Consider the following 17,196-nt stretch of genomic DNA (forward strand, 5'->3'; position numbering starts at 1 on the left):
CGGAGGCTGAGGCAAACTTCCACCGGCAACAAGCAAGCCAGGCCATGGCGGCCTGACTTAAACGAAACGGCCTCCACGAAATCCGGTGCGATTCATACAGTAGGGAATAGCCGAGCGAGGCCGCTGAGCTCGACCCGCTCTACCCTGTCGACAGAAAGCGTATGCAAGCTTTCATCGGTAAGCCGCGTGCCCCGCCGGTATTAAACGAAGTAGCCCCATGAAATCGCGGCCGCTCACTTTAAGAAAAATCTCATTTAGATCTGCTCGTCGGCCATTCGATAGTAAGGAAGCTTTGGTCGCTATCGATACAGAGGGCTTTTACTTGCATACTCAAGATTGGATATGAAAAAGCTCCTGAGCAGCGCGCCACTAGCTCCCGCTACCGGCCCTGCAAACGGCTGTACTAGCCACAATGTTAGCCAAGCGTTTGCCTCGATAGTAGGCGTCGTTAGAGCTGACTTGAAGGCTGGCGTTGCGGTTGGAGGAAGTCCAAGCGGCCAATCCCTGGTCAACACTTCTGTTTGGTTTCATCAAGTTCGATGGTAACAACCAATTGCCGACAGCGTTGCCTGCGGAGCCTAGGGAGGGCGAGGTCGTTGGTAGTGAAGGCGACATCAACGAAATCCATTTGTGAATGTGGCGTGGCATCGCAATCTTCTAATTATAGCTCTGTCCTCGCACAGGTTCTCTTGATAGTGAACAATTATATATTCAATCAACCCCACTGATCAGGGAAAAATATTCTCCCCTGGAAGGAGAAGAGCTTGTATTTTTTTACGCGCAAGCATGCTAGTGCTCTAACGGTGATAGATGTCTCATTAGAGCGAGCTCGCCTTGGATTGAAGTCCGAGTCGACCAGAACACGCCTGGGATTCGCCTGGTGGCTGATCGAGCCGCTGATCCTGCTCGTGATCTACTACACCGTGTTCGGCCACCTGCTGCGTATCCAGGTGGAGAACTTCGCTGTGTTCCTGATCATCGGCGTCACGTTCTGGACCTGGTTCAACAAGAGCGTGATGAACTGCACCGATGCGATCTACGAGAAGAAACACATTCTCGAGCATTGCCGGGTCGATCCGCTGATCTTCCCACTGACCTCGATCTTCAAGGATCTGGTCAAGGAGTCGCTGGTTGTCGCTCTGCTCCTGGGGCTGCTGTGTGCCATCGGCTTTACGCCATCGTGGTTGTGGTTGTACCTGCCACTGATCATGTTCGTGCAGATGATCATCACGGCCGGCTGCGGCGTCTTCGTCGCAGGCCTGACACCTTTCCTGCCGGATGTGCGCATCCTGATTTCCTCCGGGCTGCAGTTCCTCATGTTCGGATCGGGCGTGTTCTATTCCAAGGACAACATCCCGCCGCAGTTCCATCTCCTGCTCGATCTCAATCCCCTGGCGTTGCTGCTTTCGCAGTATCGCGAGGTACTGATGTACGGTCGCGCGCCCGTCATCGGGGATCTCCTGGCTCTGTTCTGTGGCGCGCTGGCGCTGTTCGTGCTGGCCGTCCTGTTCGTTGCCGGTAACCGCAACTCCTATGCCATGGCGTTGAGCAAATGACCGACGTTGCCGCACTGACAATCGATGGCCTGTCGCTGACCTTCCGCAACGGCCTGCGCCTGTTTTCCCGTCGTCAGACCATGGTGCTGCAGGACATCTCCTTTTCGGTCGGGCGTGGCGAGACTTTTGGCGTGGTCGGCAGCAATGGCGCTGGCAAAAGCACACTGCTGCGCGTACTGGCCGGAATCTACCAGCCGACGCGTGGACGCCTGACTTCCTCGGTCGCGAGCGTTTCGCTGCTCAACCTGCAACTGGGTTTCGACGAGAACCTGGACGCGCGCGACAACATCGTGCTCAGCGGCATGCTGATGGGCATGAGCCGCAGGCGCATGCGCGAGCTGACCGCCGAGATTCAGGACTACGCCGAACTGGGCGGCTCGGTCGGGCTGCCGGTGCGCAGTTACTCCACGGGGATGCGTGCCCGCCTGGGCTTCGCCATTTCCAAATACTCGCGTCCCGACGTGATTCTCCTGGACGAGGTACTGAGCGTCGGCGACGGGCATTTCCGCGAAAAGGCCGAGGCCTCCATGCGCGAGATGCTTCAGGGCAATCAGACCGTGGTGTTCGTGTCCCACGATTCAGGCCGCATCAGAGAAATGTGTAGTCGAGTGTGCTGGTTGAAGGACGGGCGCGTGCAGATGCTCGGCGTGACCAACGACGTCATGGATGCATACGACGAATTCATCCTGCGCAAGTGAAGGAAAAGCAGATGCTCAACATAGTAGTTCCCATGGCCGGCGCGGGTAGCCGTTTCGCAGTCGCAGGATACAAGGACCCCAAACCGCTGATTCCGGTGCATGGCGTGCCGATGATCAAGGTGGTGATCGACAACCTCACGCCGGCTTGCGAGCACCGCTTCATCTTCATCTGTCAGGCTGCGCACGTCGAAGCCTACGGCCTGCAGGAAAAGCTGCAGGCCTGGGCGCCGGGCTGCGCCATCGTCGAGCTCGACGGCCTCACCGAAGGCGCTGCCTGCACGGTGTACGCCGCCAGGGAACTGATCGACTCCGATGACCCGGTGATGATCGCCAACAGCGACCAGTATGTGGACATCGACATCAATGATTACCTGCGCTCCATGGAAGAGCAGCAGGCGGACGGCCTGATCATGACCATGAAGGCCGATGACCCGAAATGGTCCTTCGTCGGATTCGACGATGCCGGTCGCATTGACCGTGTCATCGAGAAGGAAGTGATTTCCGACGAAGCCACCGTGGGCATCTACAACTTCCGCAGCGGCCGCGAGCTGGTCGCCGCGATCGAATCCATGTTCGACAAGAACCTGCGGGTGAACGGCGAGTTCTATGTGGCGCCGGCCTACAACGAAATGATCGGCGGCGACGCCCGTATCGTGCATTTCAGCATCGGTTCCGAGGGCGCTGGCATGTACGGCCTGGGTATTCCCGCGGACCTCGACCTGTTCCTCGGCCTGTCGGTCAGCCAGGCAGCCACGGCGGGTCGCTGATCATGCAGATCATCAGTCATCGCGGTTACTGGCTGGAGCGACCCGAGCGCAACCTGAAGGTCGCCTTCGCTCGCTCCTTCGACCTGGGGTTCGGCACCGAGACCGATGTGCGCGACGTCGCTGGCCGGCTGGTCATCTCCCATGACATGCCCAATGGCGAAGAGATGTCCCTGGACGACCTGCTGCGGATCATGGCCGGGCGCAACCTGCCGCTGGCGATGAACATCAAGGCCGATGGCCTGTGCGAACCGATCAAGGCTGCGTTCGAGGCCCATGGCCATGGCAACTGGTTCGTCTTCGACATGGCGGTGCCGGACATGCGCAGCTACCTCGCCAGCGGCGTCTGCACCTATACGCGTCTGAGCGAGGTCGAGCCGGTCCCCGCGTGGCTGAACGAAGCCGATGGCATCTGGCTGGATAGCTTTGGCCGCGAGTGGTACTCGCGGGATCAACTGGCCGAGCTGCTGGCCGGTGGCAAACCAGTCTGCGTCGTTTCCTCCGAGTTGCATGGTCGCGAGCAACTGTCGCTGTGGCAGCTGCTGGCCGAGTTCCAGGGTGCTGCGAATCTGACGCTGTGCACCGACCTGCCTGAATCCGCTCGCTCTTTCTTCAAGGAATGATCTCATGATCAAAGCTGTGATTTTCGACATGGACGGTGTGCTGATCGAAGCGAAGGATTGGCACTACGAGGCTTTGAACAAGGCGCTCAACCTGTTTGGCCACACCATCAGCCGCCACGACCACCTGACCACCTACGACGGGCTGCCGACCTCTCGAAAACTCAACATGCTCAGCGTCGAGCATGACCTGCCGGTTGAGCTGCACAACTTCATCAACGAGATGAAGCAGGCGTACACGATGGAAATCGTCTACTCGCAGTGCAAACCGACCTTCAATCATCAGTACGCCCTGTCTTCGCTGAAGAATCGTGGCTACAAGCTGGCCGTGGCCTCCAACTCCATCCGCAACACCGTCGAGGTGATGATGGACAAGGCTCGCCTTGACCAGTACCTGGATCTGAAGCTGTCCAACGAAGACGTCAAGAGTCCCAAGCCCGCGCCGGATATCTACACCAAGGCCATCCAGTCCTTTGGCTTGTCGCCCGATGAGTGCCTGATCGTCGAGGACAATGAGAACGGCATCCGCGCCGCCCGCGCTTCCGGTGCTCATGTGCTGGTCGTCGAGGACGTCGCTGACGTCAACCTGGAAAACATCACCAGCCGCATCGAGCAGATCGAAGCCCAGCGGCAAGAGCGGTTGGAGGCCTGATCATGCGCAAGTTGAATATCGTATTGCTGGCAGGTGGTGAAGGCTCTTCGGTGAAGACTGAGAGCAATTATCCGGACTATCTGTCCGAACGTAACGGCATCCCGTTGATCCAGCATCTGGTAGAGAACTGCCTGGCCCTCGAGCCCGTGCGCATCATCTGCATGCTGCCCAAGGACGACGTCAGCAAGTACCGCCTGCGCAACATGCTGCAGCAGATGACCCCGGTCGCCTCTGTACAGGCTGTCCAGGCACTCACCATGGGCGCGGCCTGCACCGCGCTGCTGGCGGCGGAAAGTATCGACAACGATGATGAGCTGCTGATCATCAACTGCAACGAGCTGCTTGATGGCTCGCTGCGCGATATCGTCGGTGGCTTCCGCAACGACCAGTGCGACGCTGGCGTGGTGGTCTTCAAGTCCCTGCATCCGCGCTACTCCTTCGTGCGCATGAATGCCGACGGCTATGTCACCGAAGCAGCCGAGAAGAACCCGATCAGCAACCACGCGGTGGCGGGGCTGTACTGGTTCGATCGTGGCGCGGTGTTCGTCGAGGCGGTGAAGGAGATGATCCGCAAGGACGCCAAGGTGAACGATGCTTTCTACATCGCCCCCGCGCTCAACGAGCTGGTGCTGCTACACAAGAAGATCGGCACCTTCCGTGTCGAGCCCGGCCAGTACCACCCGCTGAAGAATACCCACCAGCTGCACGCCTTCGAAACAGTAGGTGCCCGATGAATTCCGCCAACCTGAAGGACATGGTCAAGGGCTGGTTCGTCGGTGGTTTCACCCCAGCTGCATTCAGCACCCAGGCCTGCGAAGTCGCGGTCAAGCCCTATCAGGAAGGTGATGCCGAGGCCGCGCATTATCACAAGATCGCCACCGAGGTGACCCTGGTGCTCTCCGGCGAAGTGGAAATGTGCGGCAAGACCTGGGGCGCCGGCGAGATCATCGTGCTTGAGTCGGGTGACATCACGGCCTTCAAGGCGCTTTCCGATGCCGTCACCGTTGTGGTGAAGATTCCCGGTGCACTGAACGATAAGTACCTCGTAGAAGCATGAAAACGATACAGCTTCAACATAACTCCAGGCTGGGCTACTTGGCGCCCAAGCAACTGCGCCACATTCCCACGGAACTGGCCATGCCGGAGGGTTGCCAATGGCTGTTTTCCTTCCGTGCCTTCAAGGAGCGCAGTCCGGACGTCACGGTAAAGAAGGTGCATGCCGCGAAACGGCCGCTGGATATCTATGGGGCTGGTTCGTATTGCTTCTATGGGCTACAAGGCGACTCGCCACTGGCGCCCTTGCTGTTGTGGGATGCCGCGCATTTCCTGGAGGTCGGGAAGACCCTGACGCTGGTCGAAGATGTGCTGCAGGAAAGCTATCTGGATCGCGATTACTTCACTGGCGCGCTGACCTGCGTGGAGCGCAGCCCGAGCTGTGTCACCTACCGGAAAATTGCCCGCTTGCCGGCAGAAGCAGATGATGACCTCGACAGCTGGACCTTTGGCCTGCCGGTCGGCCCGGAAGATGCCACCGTGCTCAACGCCGTCGTGCAGCGCATTCTCGAATTGAATATCCCTAACAAGGAAGTCCTGCTCTGTGGTACGCCTGGCAAGAACTTCCGCTACTTCGATCAAGTGCGCATAGTCGGTGAGGACATCACCGCGCCTCCCGTGCAGATATGTAAAAAGAAGAATCGCCTGGCCCAGGAGGCTCGTTACAACAACCTGGTGATCCTGCACGACCGCGTGTTCCTGCCCAGCCATTTCGGCGAGATGGTTCGCCGCTTCGGTCCTCGTTATCCATTGATGACGTTGCAGAGTCTGTTCTTCGATAACGTTCGCAACTTTGGTCCGCGTCGCTATTCTGACTACGGCATGGCCATGGGCAGCATCAGCCAAGGCATGAAGGGGCTGCACCGCACGGCGGATGCTGCCGTCAGCATCGCTCCGGCGCTGTTTGCGGAGATCGAGCGTACCGGCTTCTGTTTTGCCAGCCCCATGCGTTACTCCAAGGATCTGAGCTATCCCACCGGCAGTCTGTACATTTGCCGCAAGGAGGTATGGAACATCTTTCCGCTGGACGAGTCGCTGCTATGGGCCGAGTTCGAGGATATCGAACATGGAATCCGGGCGTCTCATGGAGGCGTGCCAACACGGGTGAATCCCTATGGCATCACTCAATCGGTCACATCCCGTGCGCTATTGGGTGTGGAGTCGCCAGTCGAGTCGCTTAACGGACGCTATGTGGCAACCGGCCCCTCATTGCTCTCCCTCCTGCGCAAGAAACCTCTGCTTCGTCTCTCGGCTGAAGAGGCACTGATCCGCCTGCAGCGGTTCGCTCAGAAGTACGTTGCAGCGGATACAGCACTGCACATTCCTACTGGAATGAAGCGACTCAGTTCGCGCACTTGGTTCAAACTGGTGGATCAGGTTATACAGAACTGTAGCTTCGGCAATGATCATGGCTCGGTTATGGCTTTCATCAAGGACTATGAGAAATGGGTGCTCCTCGATCAGTTGCCCAACACCATGGTTGAGCACATCGCTTTAAGCTTTCTGAATGACCCACAAGCGGCCAAATACCGCTTGGTTTATGGCAGTAGTGAGTTTCGAAACATGCTGCGCCAGCGTCCTGTTCAAAGTTGGTTCCTCCAGGATCTAAGAGAGTATTTCCATCCTCGAGCACTGGCTTTTCCAGGAACGTTGCTCTCAGCCATTAGCCTCTATCGAAGTAACGGAGGGGAATTTTATTTCCCCAGCTTTACTGATTGTCTTAGGTCAATCCATAACTCCACACCGTTCAGTCATTATGTGGAGCGTTTATAATGCAAATTTTTCTGGTATCTCAGGAAGCCGCCTTAGGGGAGCTACCAGAAGTCGTCAACCACTTAGCAAAGGTAAACGTGCCCCGCACATTGTCAACACCTGTGATTGTTATTGATGAGTGCCTGTGGAGAGCAGAAAAAGGCAGCCAGATCTCATATCTTAGGGCCTTCAAGCTGGATGACTTCATACATCCAATCGGCCGAATCACCGACGGAGGGGTCACTGCGGACAGCAACGTAATTGGTGAAAAGCTCTGTGCAGCTGAGGAGCCATGGTTAGTAATTGACTTAGGTCTTCACAATCAGCTTTCAGTAAAGGATTTCATCTGGAAACTGGCAGTTTTTAATTTCCACTTCAGAGGACTGCAAGAGAAACACTTAGTGATTCTGACGCCACGATTGCATCTAGGTCAGACCGGACGCTACGTGAACGATACCTTCAATAACCTATCAAAAAGCCTTGGCACGAGAGAGTACAGCGATCGCTTTAATATTCTGCAGCTCAGTATCCTGATTGAAAAGCTTTCGTCAAAATCGGTGCTTACCGCTTGGCTATTTTCCAAGGCCCAGCAGTTAGTTAGGTATTTCTACCTACGGCTGATCGATTTAAGAGCAAAATAAGCACGGGAGCAACCGTATGAAGCGAAGAAGTATCGTCTTGGGTATGGGAATCGGCGTTTTCGCTGCGGCTGCTGGAGGGCTGGCTGGTTTTGCGCTCCGAGAGCGAAGCTTAGAAAAGAGTCTGGATCTCCAGACCTTTCTGCAACGCAACGCTAGTGTGAAGTTCCACCACCTGCCGACCGCACTGCTGCTCAAGCTCTATTCGCGGCGACTGACGGATGCTGACCGAATCGCGCTCGTGCAAGGGCTAGTGCACCACAACAGCGCTTTGTTCGTAGCCGATCCTTATGAGCGATCGCTGGGAACACCCGGCTTCTACAGGGTGATAAGCTGATGTTCGTGGAGACCCTGATCATCGGTAATGGCTTCGCAGGACGTACGGTGGCCCGTGGGCTGAAAGGACCGTGCCTAATCGTCGAGCGTGGCGAGAAAATCGATATCTTCGAGCGCCGCCAGCGCTTCATGCAGATGCAGGCGGACGATCGCCATGATGCCCTCATTCGTCGTGCCTATCTCTCCAGGCACGCGTTCAATACCCCGGAGGATCTGCCGGGCGATTGCGCATCGGATTACATCCTGGTCGATGGTGGCTGCTCCAACCATTGGGGAGGCCTGAGCTTCCGTCTGACAAACAATGTCTTTGCACGCGACGCGGAGTCGTTCCGCTGGCCATTCAGCTACCAGCAGGTCGAGCCCTACTGTCGTGATGCTGAGCAGCTTTTGCGCATCAGCGCGGATCCGCGCGATCCCGACAGACGAAAGCCGCTGAGTACCATCAAGGGCGCCAGCCATTGGCACCAGTCGTTGCAGCCCTATTTCCCGCAGGCGTACATCGGTGCTCAGGCGCATAACCTGTCCGCCGCGGATGCCCAGGGGCAAGGCGTCTGCATGGGGGCGGGGGACTGCGAACTCTGCCCAATGGACGCAAAGACCCGATCGCTGCATATCCGTAACGATGTCGAGGTGCTCAATGAAGTCATGGTCGAGCACTTGCGCTTCGAAGGTGACAAGGCCGTCGAAGCGATCTGTCAGTCCCCGAAGGGACCATTGAAAATACGCTTCGACCGGGTGGTGGTGGCTGCGCATGGTGTCGAATCGCTGAAGTTGTTGTGGAATAGCAATCTTCCGCCGGCCACGCCTCAGGAGTTCATGGGCCACTACTATCAGGACCATGCCGTTGCCGAGCTGGCCTGTTTCCTGCCCGGAGCGAAGATCCCGTATTTGCAGATCAATACCGCCGCTCAGGTGGTCATTCCAGAGCTGTCTGGCGAACTTGAGGGAATTGAATACACCACGCTGGGGCTTATGGCACCGCCGAACGGTCAAGCTCTAGCTGGTTCGCTGGATATCGACAAGCTCAATGCCGGGGCAGTCGAGGAAGCGATCACCGACTTGGCGGGGACCATGAGCCTCTATATTCTGCTGGAAGTTCCGCCTGAGTGGGATGTATCGCTCTTCTACGATGCCGGCGGAGTTCACATGGACTCCGACGGCTATCACGGTAACAAGCACCTCTACGACAAGGTCATCGAGACCATCTATACGAAGATGCGAGCCCTGGGCGTGGTTCCATTGCTGTCGGCGGAGCAGCGGCACTATCGCAATGCGTTCGGCACCCATCATCTGGTCGGAATGCTGAACATGAGTGACGGAGACAACGGTGTGGTCGATGCTGACTTCCGCCTAAAAGGAAGTACCAATGTCTATGTTGCCGGCTCGTCGCTCTTCCCTCGATGCGGTTCGCGAAATCCGACAGTGACCGTGGTGGCGTTGGGAATGATGCTGGCGGACAAGCTGAACAGCAGCGTATGACCATCGATTCCAGCCAATTGATGGTTCTGCTCCAGGGCCCGCTGCGCGAGGCCGGCGAAGATATTGCCGGGCGCGCCATCGAGTCGATTCGTGAGCATTTGCCGCGTGCGCAGATCGTACTGTCCACCACCGACTCCGGCCCCATGCCAGCATACGATGATGTGCTAGTCGTGGTGGACCAATCCGCGGTGCATCTCGATGACGTCAATGGCAATTTCAATAACGTCAACAAGCTCATTTCAAGCATGGCCAATGGGCTGTCGTTAGTTGAGCGCGAGTACTGCCTCAAGTTGCGTACCGATCATCTGGTGCTTGGGGACCGAATACTCTCGCTGCTGGGTGGCGCGCAGAAGGCCACGCTATTTGACGAGCGAGTCAGTGTCTCCAGCCTCTTCCTGCGTAACCCGATCAGGTTGCCGTATCTGTTTCATCTCACCGATACCCTGCAGTTCGGCCGAACACAGGACTTGCGCAAACTCTGGAATATAGGCGTGCTGCCGCCGGACTATGTCTATCTGAAGGATGGGCCTCGCACTAACCCGATAGGCACCTTCCAGGGCTTCACTTCGTTCCGTCTACTGCCCGAGCAGGCGACATTCCTGCGTTTTGCCCAGCTGAGCGGATTGCAACTGGATCTGCCGCATATTTCCTATACCAGCTACGCATTGTTCTGTGCATGGGAAGACTTGCTGGTGGAGAATTTCGAGGTGTACGACTGGCATCGCCTGATGATCCAGCCGCCCAAACGCTTCCTCAGTCGTCCCTATTTGCCAGAGTCGGTCATGACTTACGACGAATTGCAGTCCCTGCGCAAAAGACGCGCGCCGCGACAGCGAGCGGTACGCTACCTCCGCCTACTTAATAATAAGTACCTGCTTTGCTGGTTTCGTGGCCGCTGGCTCGTCTCTGTCGCTTCACTACTGCTGTTTTCCTTATCTCCCCGAATTGCGGTGCGCCTACGAGAGCTATATCGGCGCCTGACAGGCGCCAGGCGAACCTTTAGCGAGCCTCATATTCAAGTCAAAAAACCTACTTGTCGGAGTACTATCTTATGAGCAAACTAATTGTCCTTGGCGTATCCCTAATTGCCTTGGCTGGCTGCGATCAACAAGCCAACATGCTTTCGAAGACCACCACTAAGCCACCGGTAGCCAGCGTCCCGCAGCAGAACGGCCAGTATCTGCGTTTCAATCAGTTGGCTGATGGCGAGACTCGTCTGGAAGCTCATCGCATTGCGGGTAAGGTGGTGAAGGTCATCAGTGGCTACCCAGGCTTTGTTGTCGAGCCCGGGAGTTTCCCTGATGTCAGCCCCCTGACCGTGCGGATAAAGGACTGTGGTGTCATCACTTTCCGCAAGCCTACCAATGGTGCAAATGGGATGTTGGCTGAACGCACCGATGTTAACGGCTTCAATGATCAGTGCCCGATCCAGAACCTCGATGGTATCTGGACGCCGCTGGCGGCTGGTATCTGATGCCTGCTGATGCCCGCCTGCCATGAAGATTCTGCACTTCTACAAGGCCTTCGGCCTGGAACAATACGGTGGTGTTGAAATGTTCATCCGGCATTTGACCCATGCGACCGCAATCCAGGGATGCGAGAACACTGTGCTGTCGCTGGCGAAGGAGCCGATGCAGCCGGTGACGACCTCCAGCTTCCGCCTGGTCCAGGCCAAGCAGGATATGCAGATCGCCTCGACCGGTTTTTCCTGGTCGTCGCTGGGGACATTCTCGCGCCTGGCGAAGCAGGCGGACGTGATCCATTACCACTTTCCCTGGCCGTTCATGGACCTCGTCCATCTTCTCAAGGGGCTGGGCAAGCCCAGCGTGGTGACCTATCACTCGGATATCGTGCGGCAGAAGGCCCTGCTGCAACTCTACCGGCCACTGATGCGTGCCTTCCTGGGGCGCGTCGATTCGATTGTCGCGACCAGCCCTAACTACTTAGAGAGTTCGGCTGTCTTGCTGCGCTATAAACACAAGGCCTGCTCCATTCCTATTGGCTTAGAGCAGGGCTTATACCCGCGTCCGGACGCTGCCGAAGTTGGCAAACTGCATCGACTTTATGGCGAACGCTTCTTTCTGTTTGTAGGTGTGCTGCGTTACTACAAGGGTTTGCACTACCTGCTAGAGGCAATGAGAGGCTCCCCATGGCCATTGCTCATCGTTGGAGCCGGACCTATGGGGCGTAAGTTGATGCAGATGGCTATACAGCATGGCCTACACAACGTGCATTTCCTGGGGCAGGTTAGCGAGCAGGAAAAGATTGATCTAATGTGGGCGTGCTATGGCGTCATATTCCCTTCGCATCTGCGCTCCGAAGCTTTCGGCATCGGTTTGCTCGAGGGCGCGATGATGGGTAAGCCGTTGATTTGCATTGAGATCGGTACCGGAACCAGCTTCATCAACCGGCATGGTGAAACCGGAATCGTAGTCCCACCTGCCAATGCGACTGCACTCCGCGAAGCAATGAAGACACTTTGGGGCAGTCCGCAACTTGCCCAGCAATACGGGCAGGCAGCCCGGGCTCGCTTCCTGAGCACTTTCACCGCAAGCACGATGGGCCAAGCATACACCGATCTCTATCGTCGCGTGGCCGCTCAGTCACCTTAGAGATCCGCTAGATAGCGTCAAGCAGCATGGTCTGTCCCGGCTGTTTGATCGCCCGAAATACCCGCAAAAGAACATCTGGTCTGTCCCGGGCTGAGTGGACACTGACTTAAGGTGGATGATGTCCGCCGCAAGGAGTGTTCATGACCCAGACCAGACGACGTTTTCCCGAATCCTTCAAACGCGAGGCGGTAGACCAGGTGCTTGCCGGTACGCCGCTTCGTCATGTAGCCGAGACGCTGGGCATCGCTGAAAGCCTGCTGGGCAAATGGAAGCGCCAGTACGAACAACAAGGTGTCGATGCCTTTCCGGGCAACGGCAAGCAGCGCGGCGAGAGCGCCGAGCTTCGCCGCCTGCGCCAGCAACTGGCTCAGGTCACCATGGAGCGCGATGTTTTAAAAAAGGCGCTCGCCATCTTCTCGCAGCCCACGAAATGAGGTTTCGCGCCATCGAGGCGTTGGCCGGTCGCTATCCTGTGGCACCGATGTGCCGGCTGCTACGGGTGTCACGCAGCGGTTTCTATGCCTGGCAGCAGCGGCCACCTTCGGCGAGAGAGATGGCGAATCGGCTTCTGAGCAAGGAGGTCCGCACCATCCACCATGAGGTGAATGGGATCTATGGCCATCGTCGAATCAAGGCCGAGTTGGCGGCCATGGGGCATGCGTGTGGTCGACACCGGGTTGCTCGACTGATGCGCGAAGCCGGTCTACGCGTTCGCTCGCGCAAGCGCTGGCGGCTGGTTTCCAGCAGTCGTCATGCTCTGCCGATCGCCCCGAACCACCTGGATCGCCAGTTCGTCTCGGATCGCGCCAATCGGCACTGGGTCTCGGACATGACCTACGTGCGAACGGCTCAGGGCTGGTTGTATCTGGCCGTCGTGCTCGATCTCTATTCGCGTGCCGTCATCGGCTGGGCCATGCACCACCGCATGCAGCAGGCTCTGGTACATGCCGCGCTGGAGATGGCCGTTGCACGCCGACAGCCGCAAGCAGAGGTACTGCTGCACTCGGATCGTGGCAGCCAATACTGCGCGTACGACTACCAAGCCTTGCTTCGGCGGCATCGCATCGTGCCCAGCCATTCACGACCAGGGAACTGTTGGGATAATGCCGCGATGGAGAGCTTCTCCCGTTCGCTGAAGGCCGAGCGGGTGTACCTGACTCGCTATGCCAGTTACCAAGAAGCGAAAACCGACCTGTTCGACTACATCCGCTTTTACAATCACCGCCGTCGCCACTCGACGTTGGGCTATCTCAGTCCGATGGAATTTGAGCGGCGCTACGCGAGCAGTAACTCTTAACTACCTGTCCACCAGCTCCGGGACAGACCACCCTGGAGCCTGGCGTGACCAACGCAGACGGAGGAGGGCGCCATTATCCAAGGCTATGAGTTCGCCATCGTATACGGTGGGAATGGTGTAGGTAAGTTCGGTCACGCCCGGGTGCTGATATCGGGGAGCAGGTCAGGTGCCAACGTCTGCTTTCCCGCTTACCTGAGCTAGTGCAAGTTGCTCGGAAAATAGCCAGCAGAAACTCTGTGAAGAACAATATTTAGGAGAAATGTTAGTGAAATAAATGTAATATAAATCAATTGCTTATGATTTACTAATAGTTAGCCTCATTCAGATAGGATGATGGCTGTGTGGTCAGCCGAAACGACGAGGCCAAGCGGCTTGGCATCAAGATGGGTACGCCGGTCTTTGAGCTTCGGGAATTGGTCCGTCGCAAGCAGGTGACTGTCTTTTCTTCGAACTACGAGCTCTACCAGAGCCTCAGCAATCGGGTCATGGCCATCCTGGAGGAGCAGGCGCCTCGAATTTTCGTGTACAGCATCGACGAGGCCTTCGCCGATATCAGTGGCGTTCCTAATCCCGAGGACTGGGGACGGTCCGTCCAGCAGCAGATCCTGCGGCGGGTCGGGCTTCCTGTCGGGGTTGGAATCGCCCCCACGAAAACGTTGGCCAAGATCGCCAACTGGGCAGCGAAGCGCTGGAAGGCCAAGACTGGTTGCGTGGTTGATCTTCGAGACCGGGATCGGCAGCAGAAGCTATTGCAGTACGCGCCCGCAGGTGAGGTCTGGGGAATCGGTCCACGTCTCTCGAAGCGGCTGGCTGAAGAGTTTCAAGTGAAAACCGCCTGGCAGTTGGCCAACACCGATCCAAAGCATCTACGTCGCCACTTCAACGTCAATGTGGAACGAACGGCTAGGGAGTTGCTCGGGATGGCGTGTTTCCCGTTCGTGGACGGCGGTCCGGTGCGAAAGGAGATGATCATTTCCAGCCGCTCCTTTGGCGAGAAGGTCTATGCGCTTGAGGACCTGCAGGCGGCTGTTGCGGGTTTCGTCGGCATCGCGGCGGCAAAGCTGCGTGCCCAGGGCAGCCTCGCCAACTGCCTGCAGGTCTTCGCTCGGACCAGTCCGTTCTCCGCTGGTGATCAATACAGTGGCACCCGCATTCTGGCCATGCCCTATCCTGCAGATGACACCCGCGATCTACTGCGCGCCGCCTTGACTGGCCTGGAGGCGCTGTATCGGCCCGGCTATGCCTATGCAAAGGCGGGGATTGTGCTGTCTCAGTTTGCTGAGCGAGGTGCGATCACTGGCGATCTCTTCGCTCCCCAGCCCCGCCCAAACAGCCAGCGGCTGATGGCGGTGATGGATGCAATCAACATAAAGCAGGGGAGAGGGGCCATTCGGCTGGGGCGGCAGCAACCTGTTGGATGCTGGACGATGAAGCGAGAACTCCTGACTCCCGCTTACACGACAAGTTGGCGTGGCCTGGCGAAGGCCGATTGCCAAGCGCCCAGTCACTAGCACCGGGTCTGGTGCCGACTTCCTTGGTGGAGGAAAACCACATGTGCAGCCGTTTTGAGTCGCCCTCGAGCGCTGAGCTCGCCGCCGCGTTTGGTGTCGACCTGGCGTTGGCAGCCCAGAGTGACATTTTTCCGGGCTACCAGGCACCGTTCCTGCGGGCCGCGGCGCCAGAGTCGGGAGAGGACGGTGAGGCCCCGGGGGGGGAGGCCCTGGTTGGGGTGTTTGGGCTTTTGCCGCCCTGGGCCAAGGACGTGAAGCTGGCGCGCAGCACTTTCAATGCTCGGAGCGAAACCATCGCGGAAAAGCCCTCGTTCCGCAGCGCCTGGCGCCGAGCCCAGCACTGCATCATCCCGGCCAGGGCCATCTACGAGCCGGACTGGCGTAGTGGGAAAGCGGTACCGGCCAGAATCTGTCGGGCAGATGGGGAGTTGATGGGTGTCGCTGGCCTGTGGGATCGATGGAAGGCGCCCGACGGGGAGACTGTTCACAGCTTCACAATGATCACGATCAACGCCGAGGACCACTCGTTGATGCGGAACTTCCATCGACCTGGGCAGGAGAAGCGCATGGTGATAATCCTCCCTAAGGGGGCATATGGCGATTGGCTGCGGGCGCCTGCAGAGCAGAGCAAGGAGTTTTTCCAACAGTACCCGGCCGATCGCCTCGTAAGCAGTTGAAAGCCGTTAGGGCTGCCGCCATATCGCTGCTAGCACCGGCATTTTGCAGTGGTGCATGCAAAGGGAGCAGCAAGTGGTCTACAAGCAAATCATTCCGGCCCAAGATTGGTACTTTGTGCATCCCTCAGCGAGGGAAGGTGGTGATCCGGTTGCCTATCAGCTTGTGTGTTGGGCTGTGCGTGAGGCGGATGGGAAGGACGAAATTGTGGGGCTGATCGCGCCAGGGCTAAGCGATGGCAAAGGCATCACAACTGTGCCTCCGGTACAGGGACGCTACCTTCACCGTGAGCAGCTGACTGAAGCTGAGTTGAAGGTCGTGAGCAAGCGCTGAGGATTTGAAAATGATGGATCGAAATCAACTGGACGCCTTCGTCCAGCGCGCCGGTGCTGAGGCCGGGGTGGTGGACGGGGCCGCACAGGTACTATGGGAATACTTCAAACTACAGTCCCACTGCAGCTGGCTCGCAGTCAGGGGACAGATCGAGGAAGCACAGGCGCAACGGCACCCGAGCCTTCAGAAACGTGAAGTTGCATTGCGCTGGATTGAGGCTGCTAAGGAGAACCGGTTGAAGTGCCGGATCGACCCTGCCCGGGGGATCATTATCTGGGAAGAGTGAGGTTCGAGTGGGCGGTGCAGAGGAAGCCTCGGCGCCGCTCATAACCTGCCTTCGTAACCGTCAGCTCCCGATGTAAAGTTCGCCAGGATAGAGTTTCCGCCGATTGCTGGCCGGCACCTCCTAGGCATGCCATTCTTCAGTCAGGCCAACTCTGGCCTGTCGTCTAACTGGAGAATCCCAATGACGAAACCTCGCATGTCCGACGGGCTCAAGGGCCTTGTCAACGTAGCTATTGACGCCCAGCTGCGTCTTACCAAAGAGCTGAACCAGCGCTACCCCAACGATGCAGACCGCGCCGCCGACATGGCGGCCATGAGCACTGTCGTGTTCATGGATCAGTTCATCGAGCACTACTACGGTGATATCGACGCAGCCAGCTTTACCAGCAAACTCTGCCGTCGACCACAGAGCAAAGGGCAAGGGCCTGACACCGGCAGCGAGGAGTGACCTCGCGCGGGGAAGCCCCGCTCACCGGCCCCGATTGAAGGCTCGCAGACCACTGCGGGCCTTCTTCGTTTAGGGACGCCGGAAAGGGGGAGGGGCGACTCTCAGGAGGGCGAATTGGATCTGAAAGCGAACACTTCGCTACCGCTGGGGGGCTAGCAGCTCCGGCAAGCAGTCGCTGAAGCGAGTCTGGATTTTCCGCATCGGCTCGATGCAGCGTTCGTCGCCGGTCAGGATCGCAGCCACCATTCCGGTCATCGTCAACAGGCCGTTTGAGCTCTGCAGGATCTGCAGGACCAAGGGCAGTGGGTATCCTTCTGCATGCCGGCGTAGCGGGTGAATCCCGCTGTGCACGTAAGAATTCATGGCGCTCCAGGTGACATCTTTGAACTGGACCGTAAGCGCTTGATTGACGACGTCCTTGCGATGCGAGTAGGCGCAGTTACTCAGTCGCGTTGAGGATCCAGGGCAGCAGGGCTTCATAGTCCTC

The 17,196-nt window shown here is 57.7% G+C and carries 22 protein-coding genes; 21 read left to right on the plus strand and 1 reads right to left on the minus strand.

The window, feature by feature from the left end:
- Window positions 1-839 precede the first annotated feature (839 nt).
- The 21 genes from HNP46_RS35090 to HNP46_RS35190 all read left to right on the plus strand — a co-directional run bounded on the left by HNP46_RS35090 (window position 840) and on the right by HNP46_RS35190 (window position 16,709).
- Entirely contained in the window at window positions 840-1,556 is a 717-nt protein-coding gene (locus HNP46_RS35090) for an ABC transporter permease (RefSeq protein ID WP_184598797.1), read from the plus strand.
- Window positions 1,553-2,254: an ABC transporter ATP-binding protein gene (locus tag HNP46_RS35095; RefSeq protein WP_184598800.1), complete on the plus strand. Its 702-nt coding sequence runs from the start codon at window positions 1,553-1,555 to the stop codon at window positions 2,252-2,254. The genes HNP46_RS35090 and HNP46_RS35095 overlap by 4 nt, the downstream gene beginning before the upstream one ends.
- An 11-nt stretch (window positions 2,255-2,265) precedes the next feature.
- On the plus strand, window positions 2,266-3,021 hold the full coding sequence (locus tag HNP46_RS35100) for a glycosyltransferase family 2 protein (RefSeq protein ID WP_184598802.1): 756 nt from the start codon (window positions 2,266-2,268) through the stop codon (window positions 3,019-3,021).
- A gap of 2 nt (window positions 3,022-3,023) precedes the next feature.
- Entirely contained in the window at window positions 3,024-3,641 is a 618-nt protein-coding gene (locus HNP46_RS35105) for a phosphodiesterase (RefSeq protein ID WP_184598804.1), read from the plus strand.
- A 4-nt stretch (window positions 3,642-3,645) separates the two neighbouring features.
- Window positions 3,646-4,290, plus strand: a complete 645-nt coding sequence (locus tag HNP46_RS35110) for an HAD family hydrolase (RefSeq protein WP_184598806.1) — start codon at window positions 3,646-3,648, stop codon at window positions 4,288-4,290.
- A gap of 2 nt (window positions 4,291-4,292) precedes the next feature.
- Window positions 4,293-5,024, plus strand: coding sequence for a glycosyltransferase family 2 protein (locus tag HNP46_RS35115; RefSeq protein ID WP_184598808.1), 732 nt, complete (start codon window positions 4,293-4,295; stop codon window positions 5,022-5,024).
- Window positions 5,021-5,347: a hypothetical protein gene (locus HNP46_RS35120; RefSeq protein ID WP_184598810.1), complete on the plus strand. Its 327-nt coding sequence runs from the start codon at window positions 5,021-5,023 to the stop codon at window positions 5,345-5,347. Before HNP46_RS35115 ends, HNP46_RS35120 begins: the two co-directional genes overlap by 4 nt.
- The gene (locus HNP46_RS35125; RefSeq protein WP_184598811.1) at window positions 5,344-7,116 is read left to right on the plus strand and encodes a hypothetical protein; all 1,773 of its coding nucleotides are present in this window, start codon (window positions 5,344-5,346) and stop codon (window positions 7,114-7,116) included. The genes HNP46_RS35120 and HNP46_RS35125 overlap by 4 nt, the downstream gene beginning before the upstream one ends.
- The gene (locus HNP46_RS35130; protein ID WP_184598813.1) at window positions 7,116-7,736 is read left to right on the plus strand and encodes a hypothetical protein; all 621 of its coding nucleotides are present in this window, start codon (window positions 7,116-7,118) and stop codon (window positions 7,734-7,736) included. The genes HNP46_RS35125 and HNP46_RS35130 overlap by 1 nt, the downstream gene beginning before the upstream one ends.
- Window positions 7,737-7,752: 16 nt before the next feature.
- The gene (locus HNP46_RS35135) at window positions 7,753-8,070 is read left to right on the plus strand and encodes a hypothetical protein (RefSeq protein WP_184598816.1); all 318 of its coding nucleotides are present in this window, start codon (window positions 7,753-7,755) and stop codon (window positions 8,068-8,070) included.
- The gene (locus HNP46_RS35140) at window positions 8,070-9,548 is read left to right on the plus strand and encodes a GMC oxidoreductase (RefSeq protein WP_184598818.1); all 1,479 of its coding nucleotides are present in this window, start codon (window positions 8,070-8,072) and stop codon (window positions 9,546-9,548) included. Before HNP46_RS35135 ends, HNP46_RS35140 begins: the two co-directional genes overlap by 1 nt.
- Entirely contained in the window at window positions 9,545-10,603 is a 1,059-nt protein-coding gene (locus HNP46_RS35145; RefSeq protein WP_184598820.1) for a WavE lipopolysaccharide synthesis family protein, read from the plus strand. Before HNP46_RS35140 ends, HNP46_RS35145 begins: the two co-directional genes overlap by 4 nt.
- A complete protein-coding gene (locus HNP46_RS35150) occupies window positions 10,600-11,022 on the plus strand; it encodes a hypothetical protein (RefSeq protein WP_184598822.1) in 423 nt (140 codons plus the stop codon). Before HNP46_RS35145 ends, HNP46_RS35150 begins: the two co-directional genes overlap by 4 nt.
- A gap of 22 nt (window positions 11,023-11,044) precedes the next feature.
- A complete protein-coding gene (locus HNP46_RS35155) occupies window positions 11,045-12,160 on the plus strand; it encodes a glycosyltransferase (protein ID WP_184598824.1) in 1,116 nt (371 codons plus the stop codon).
- 140 nt (window positions 12,161-12,300) lie between these two features.
- Window positions 12,301-12,594 (plus strand): transposase, encoded by a 294-nt coding sequence (locus HNP46_RS35160; protein ID WP_184598826.1) that lies wholly within the window; start codon window positions 12,301-12,303, stop codon window positions 12,592-12,594.
- Window positions 12,591-13,457 carry an IS3 family transposase gene (locus HNP46_RS35165; protein ID WP_184598828.1) on the plus strand — a complete coding sequence of 289 codons (867 nt, stop codon included), beginning with the start codon at window positions 12,591-12,593 and terminating at the stop codon, window positions 13,455-13,457. Before HNP46_RS35160 ends, HNP46_RS35165 begins: the two co-directional genes overlap by 4 nt.
- Window positions 13,458-13,798: 341 nt before the next feature.
- Window positions 13,799-14,968: a DUF4113 domain-containing protein gene (locus HNP46_RS35170; RefSeq protein WP_184598831.1), complete on the plus strand. Its 1,170-nt coding sequence runs from the start codon at window positions 13,799-13,801 to the stop codon at window positions 14,966-14,968.
- A gap of 41 nt (window positions 14,969-15,009) precedes the next feature.
- The gene (locus HNP46_RS35175) at window positions 15,010-15,645 is read left to right on the plus strand and encodes an SOS response-associated peptidase (protein ID WP_184598833.1); all 636 of its coding nucleotides are present in this window, start codon (window positions 15,010-15,012) and stop codon (window positions 15,643-15,645) included.
- Window positions 15,646-15,718: 73 nt separating this feature from the next.
- Window positions 15,719-15,976 (plus strand): hypothetical protein, encoded by a 258-nt coding sequence (locus HNP46_RS35180; protein WP_221455234.1) that lies wholly within the window; start codon window positions 15,719-15,721, stop codon window positions 15,974-15,976.
- A 13-nt stretch (window positions 15,977-15,989) separates the two neighbouring features.
- Entirely contained in the window at window positions 15,990-16,262 is a 273-nt protein-coding gene (locus tag HNP46_RS35185) for a hypothetical protein (protein ID WP_184598838.1), read from the plus strand.
- 195 nt (window positions 16,263-16,457) lie between these two features.
- Window positions 16,458-16,709: a hypothetical protein gene (locus tag HNP46_RS35190; protein ID WP_184598840.1), complete on the plus strand. Its 252-nt coding sequence runs from the start codon at window positions 16,458-16,460 to the stop codon at window positions 16,707-16,709.
- Between the two features lie 138 nt (window positions 16,710-16,847).
- Here HNP46_RS35190 and HNP46_RS35725 read toward each other — a convergent pair.
- Window positions 16,848-17,196, minus strand: a 349-nt coding sequence (locus HNP46_RS35725; protein WP_409372491.1) for a DUF6988 family protein, incomplete at its 5' end; no start/stop codon positions are given.

The organism is Pseudomonas nitroreducens, from assembly GCF_014204515.1.
Taxonomy (GTDB): Bacteria; Pseudomonadota; Gammaproteobacteria; order Pseudomonadales; family Pseudomonadaceae; genus Pseudomonas; species Pseudomonas nitritireducens_A.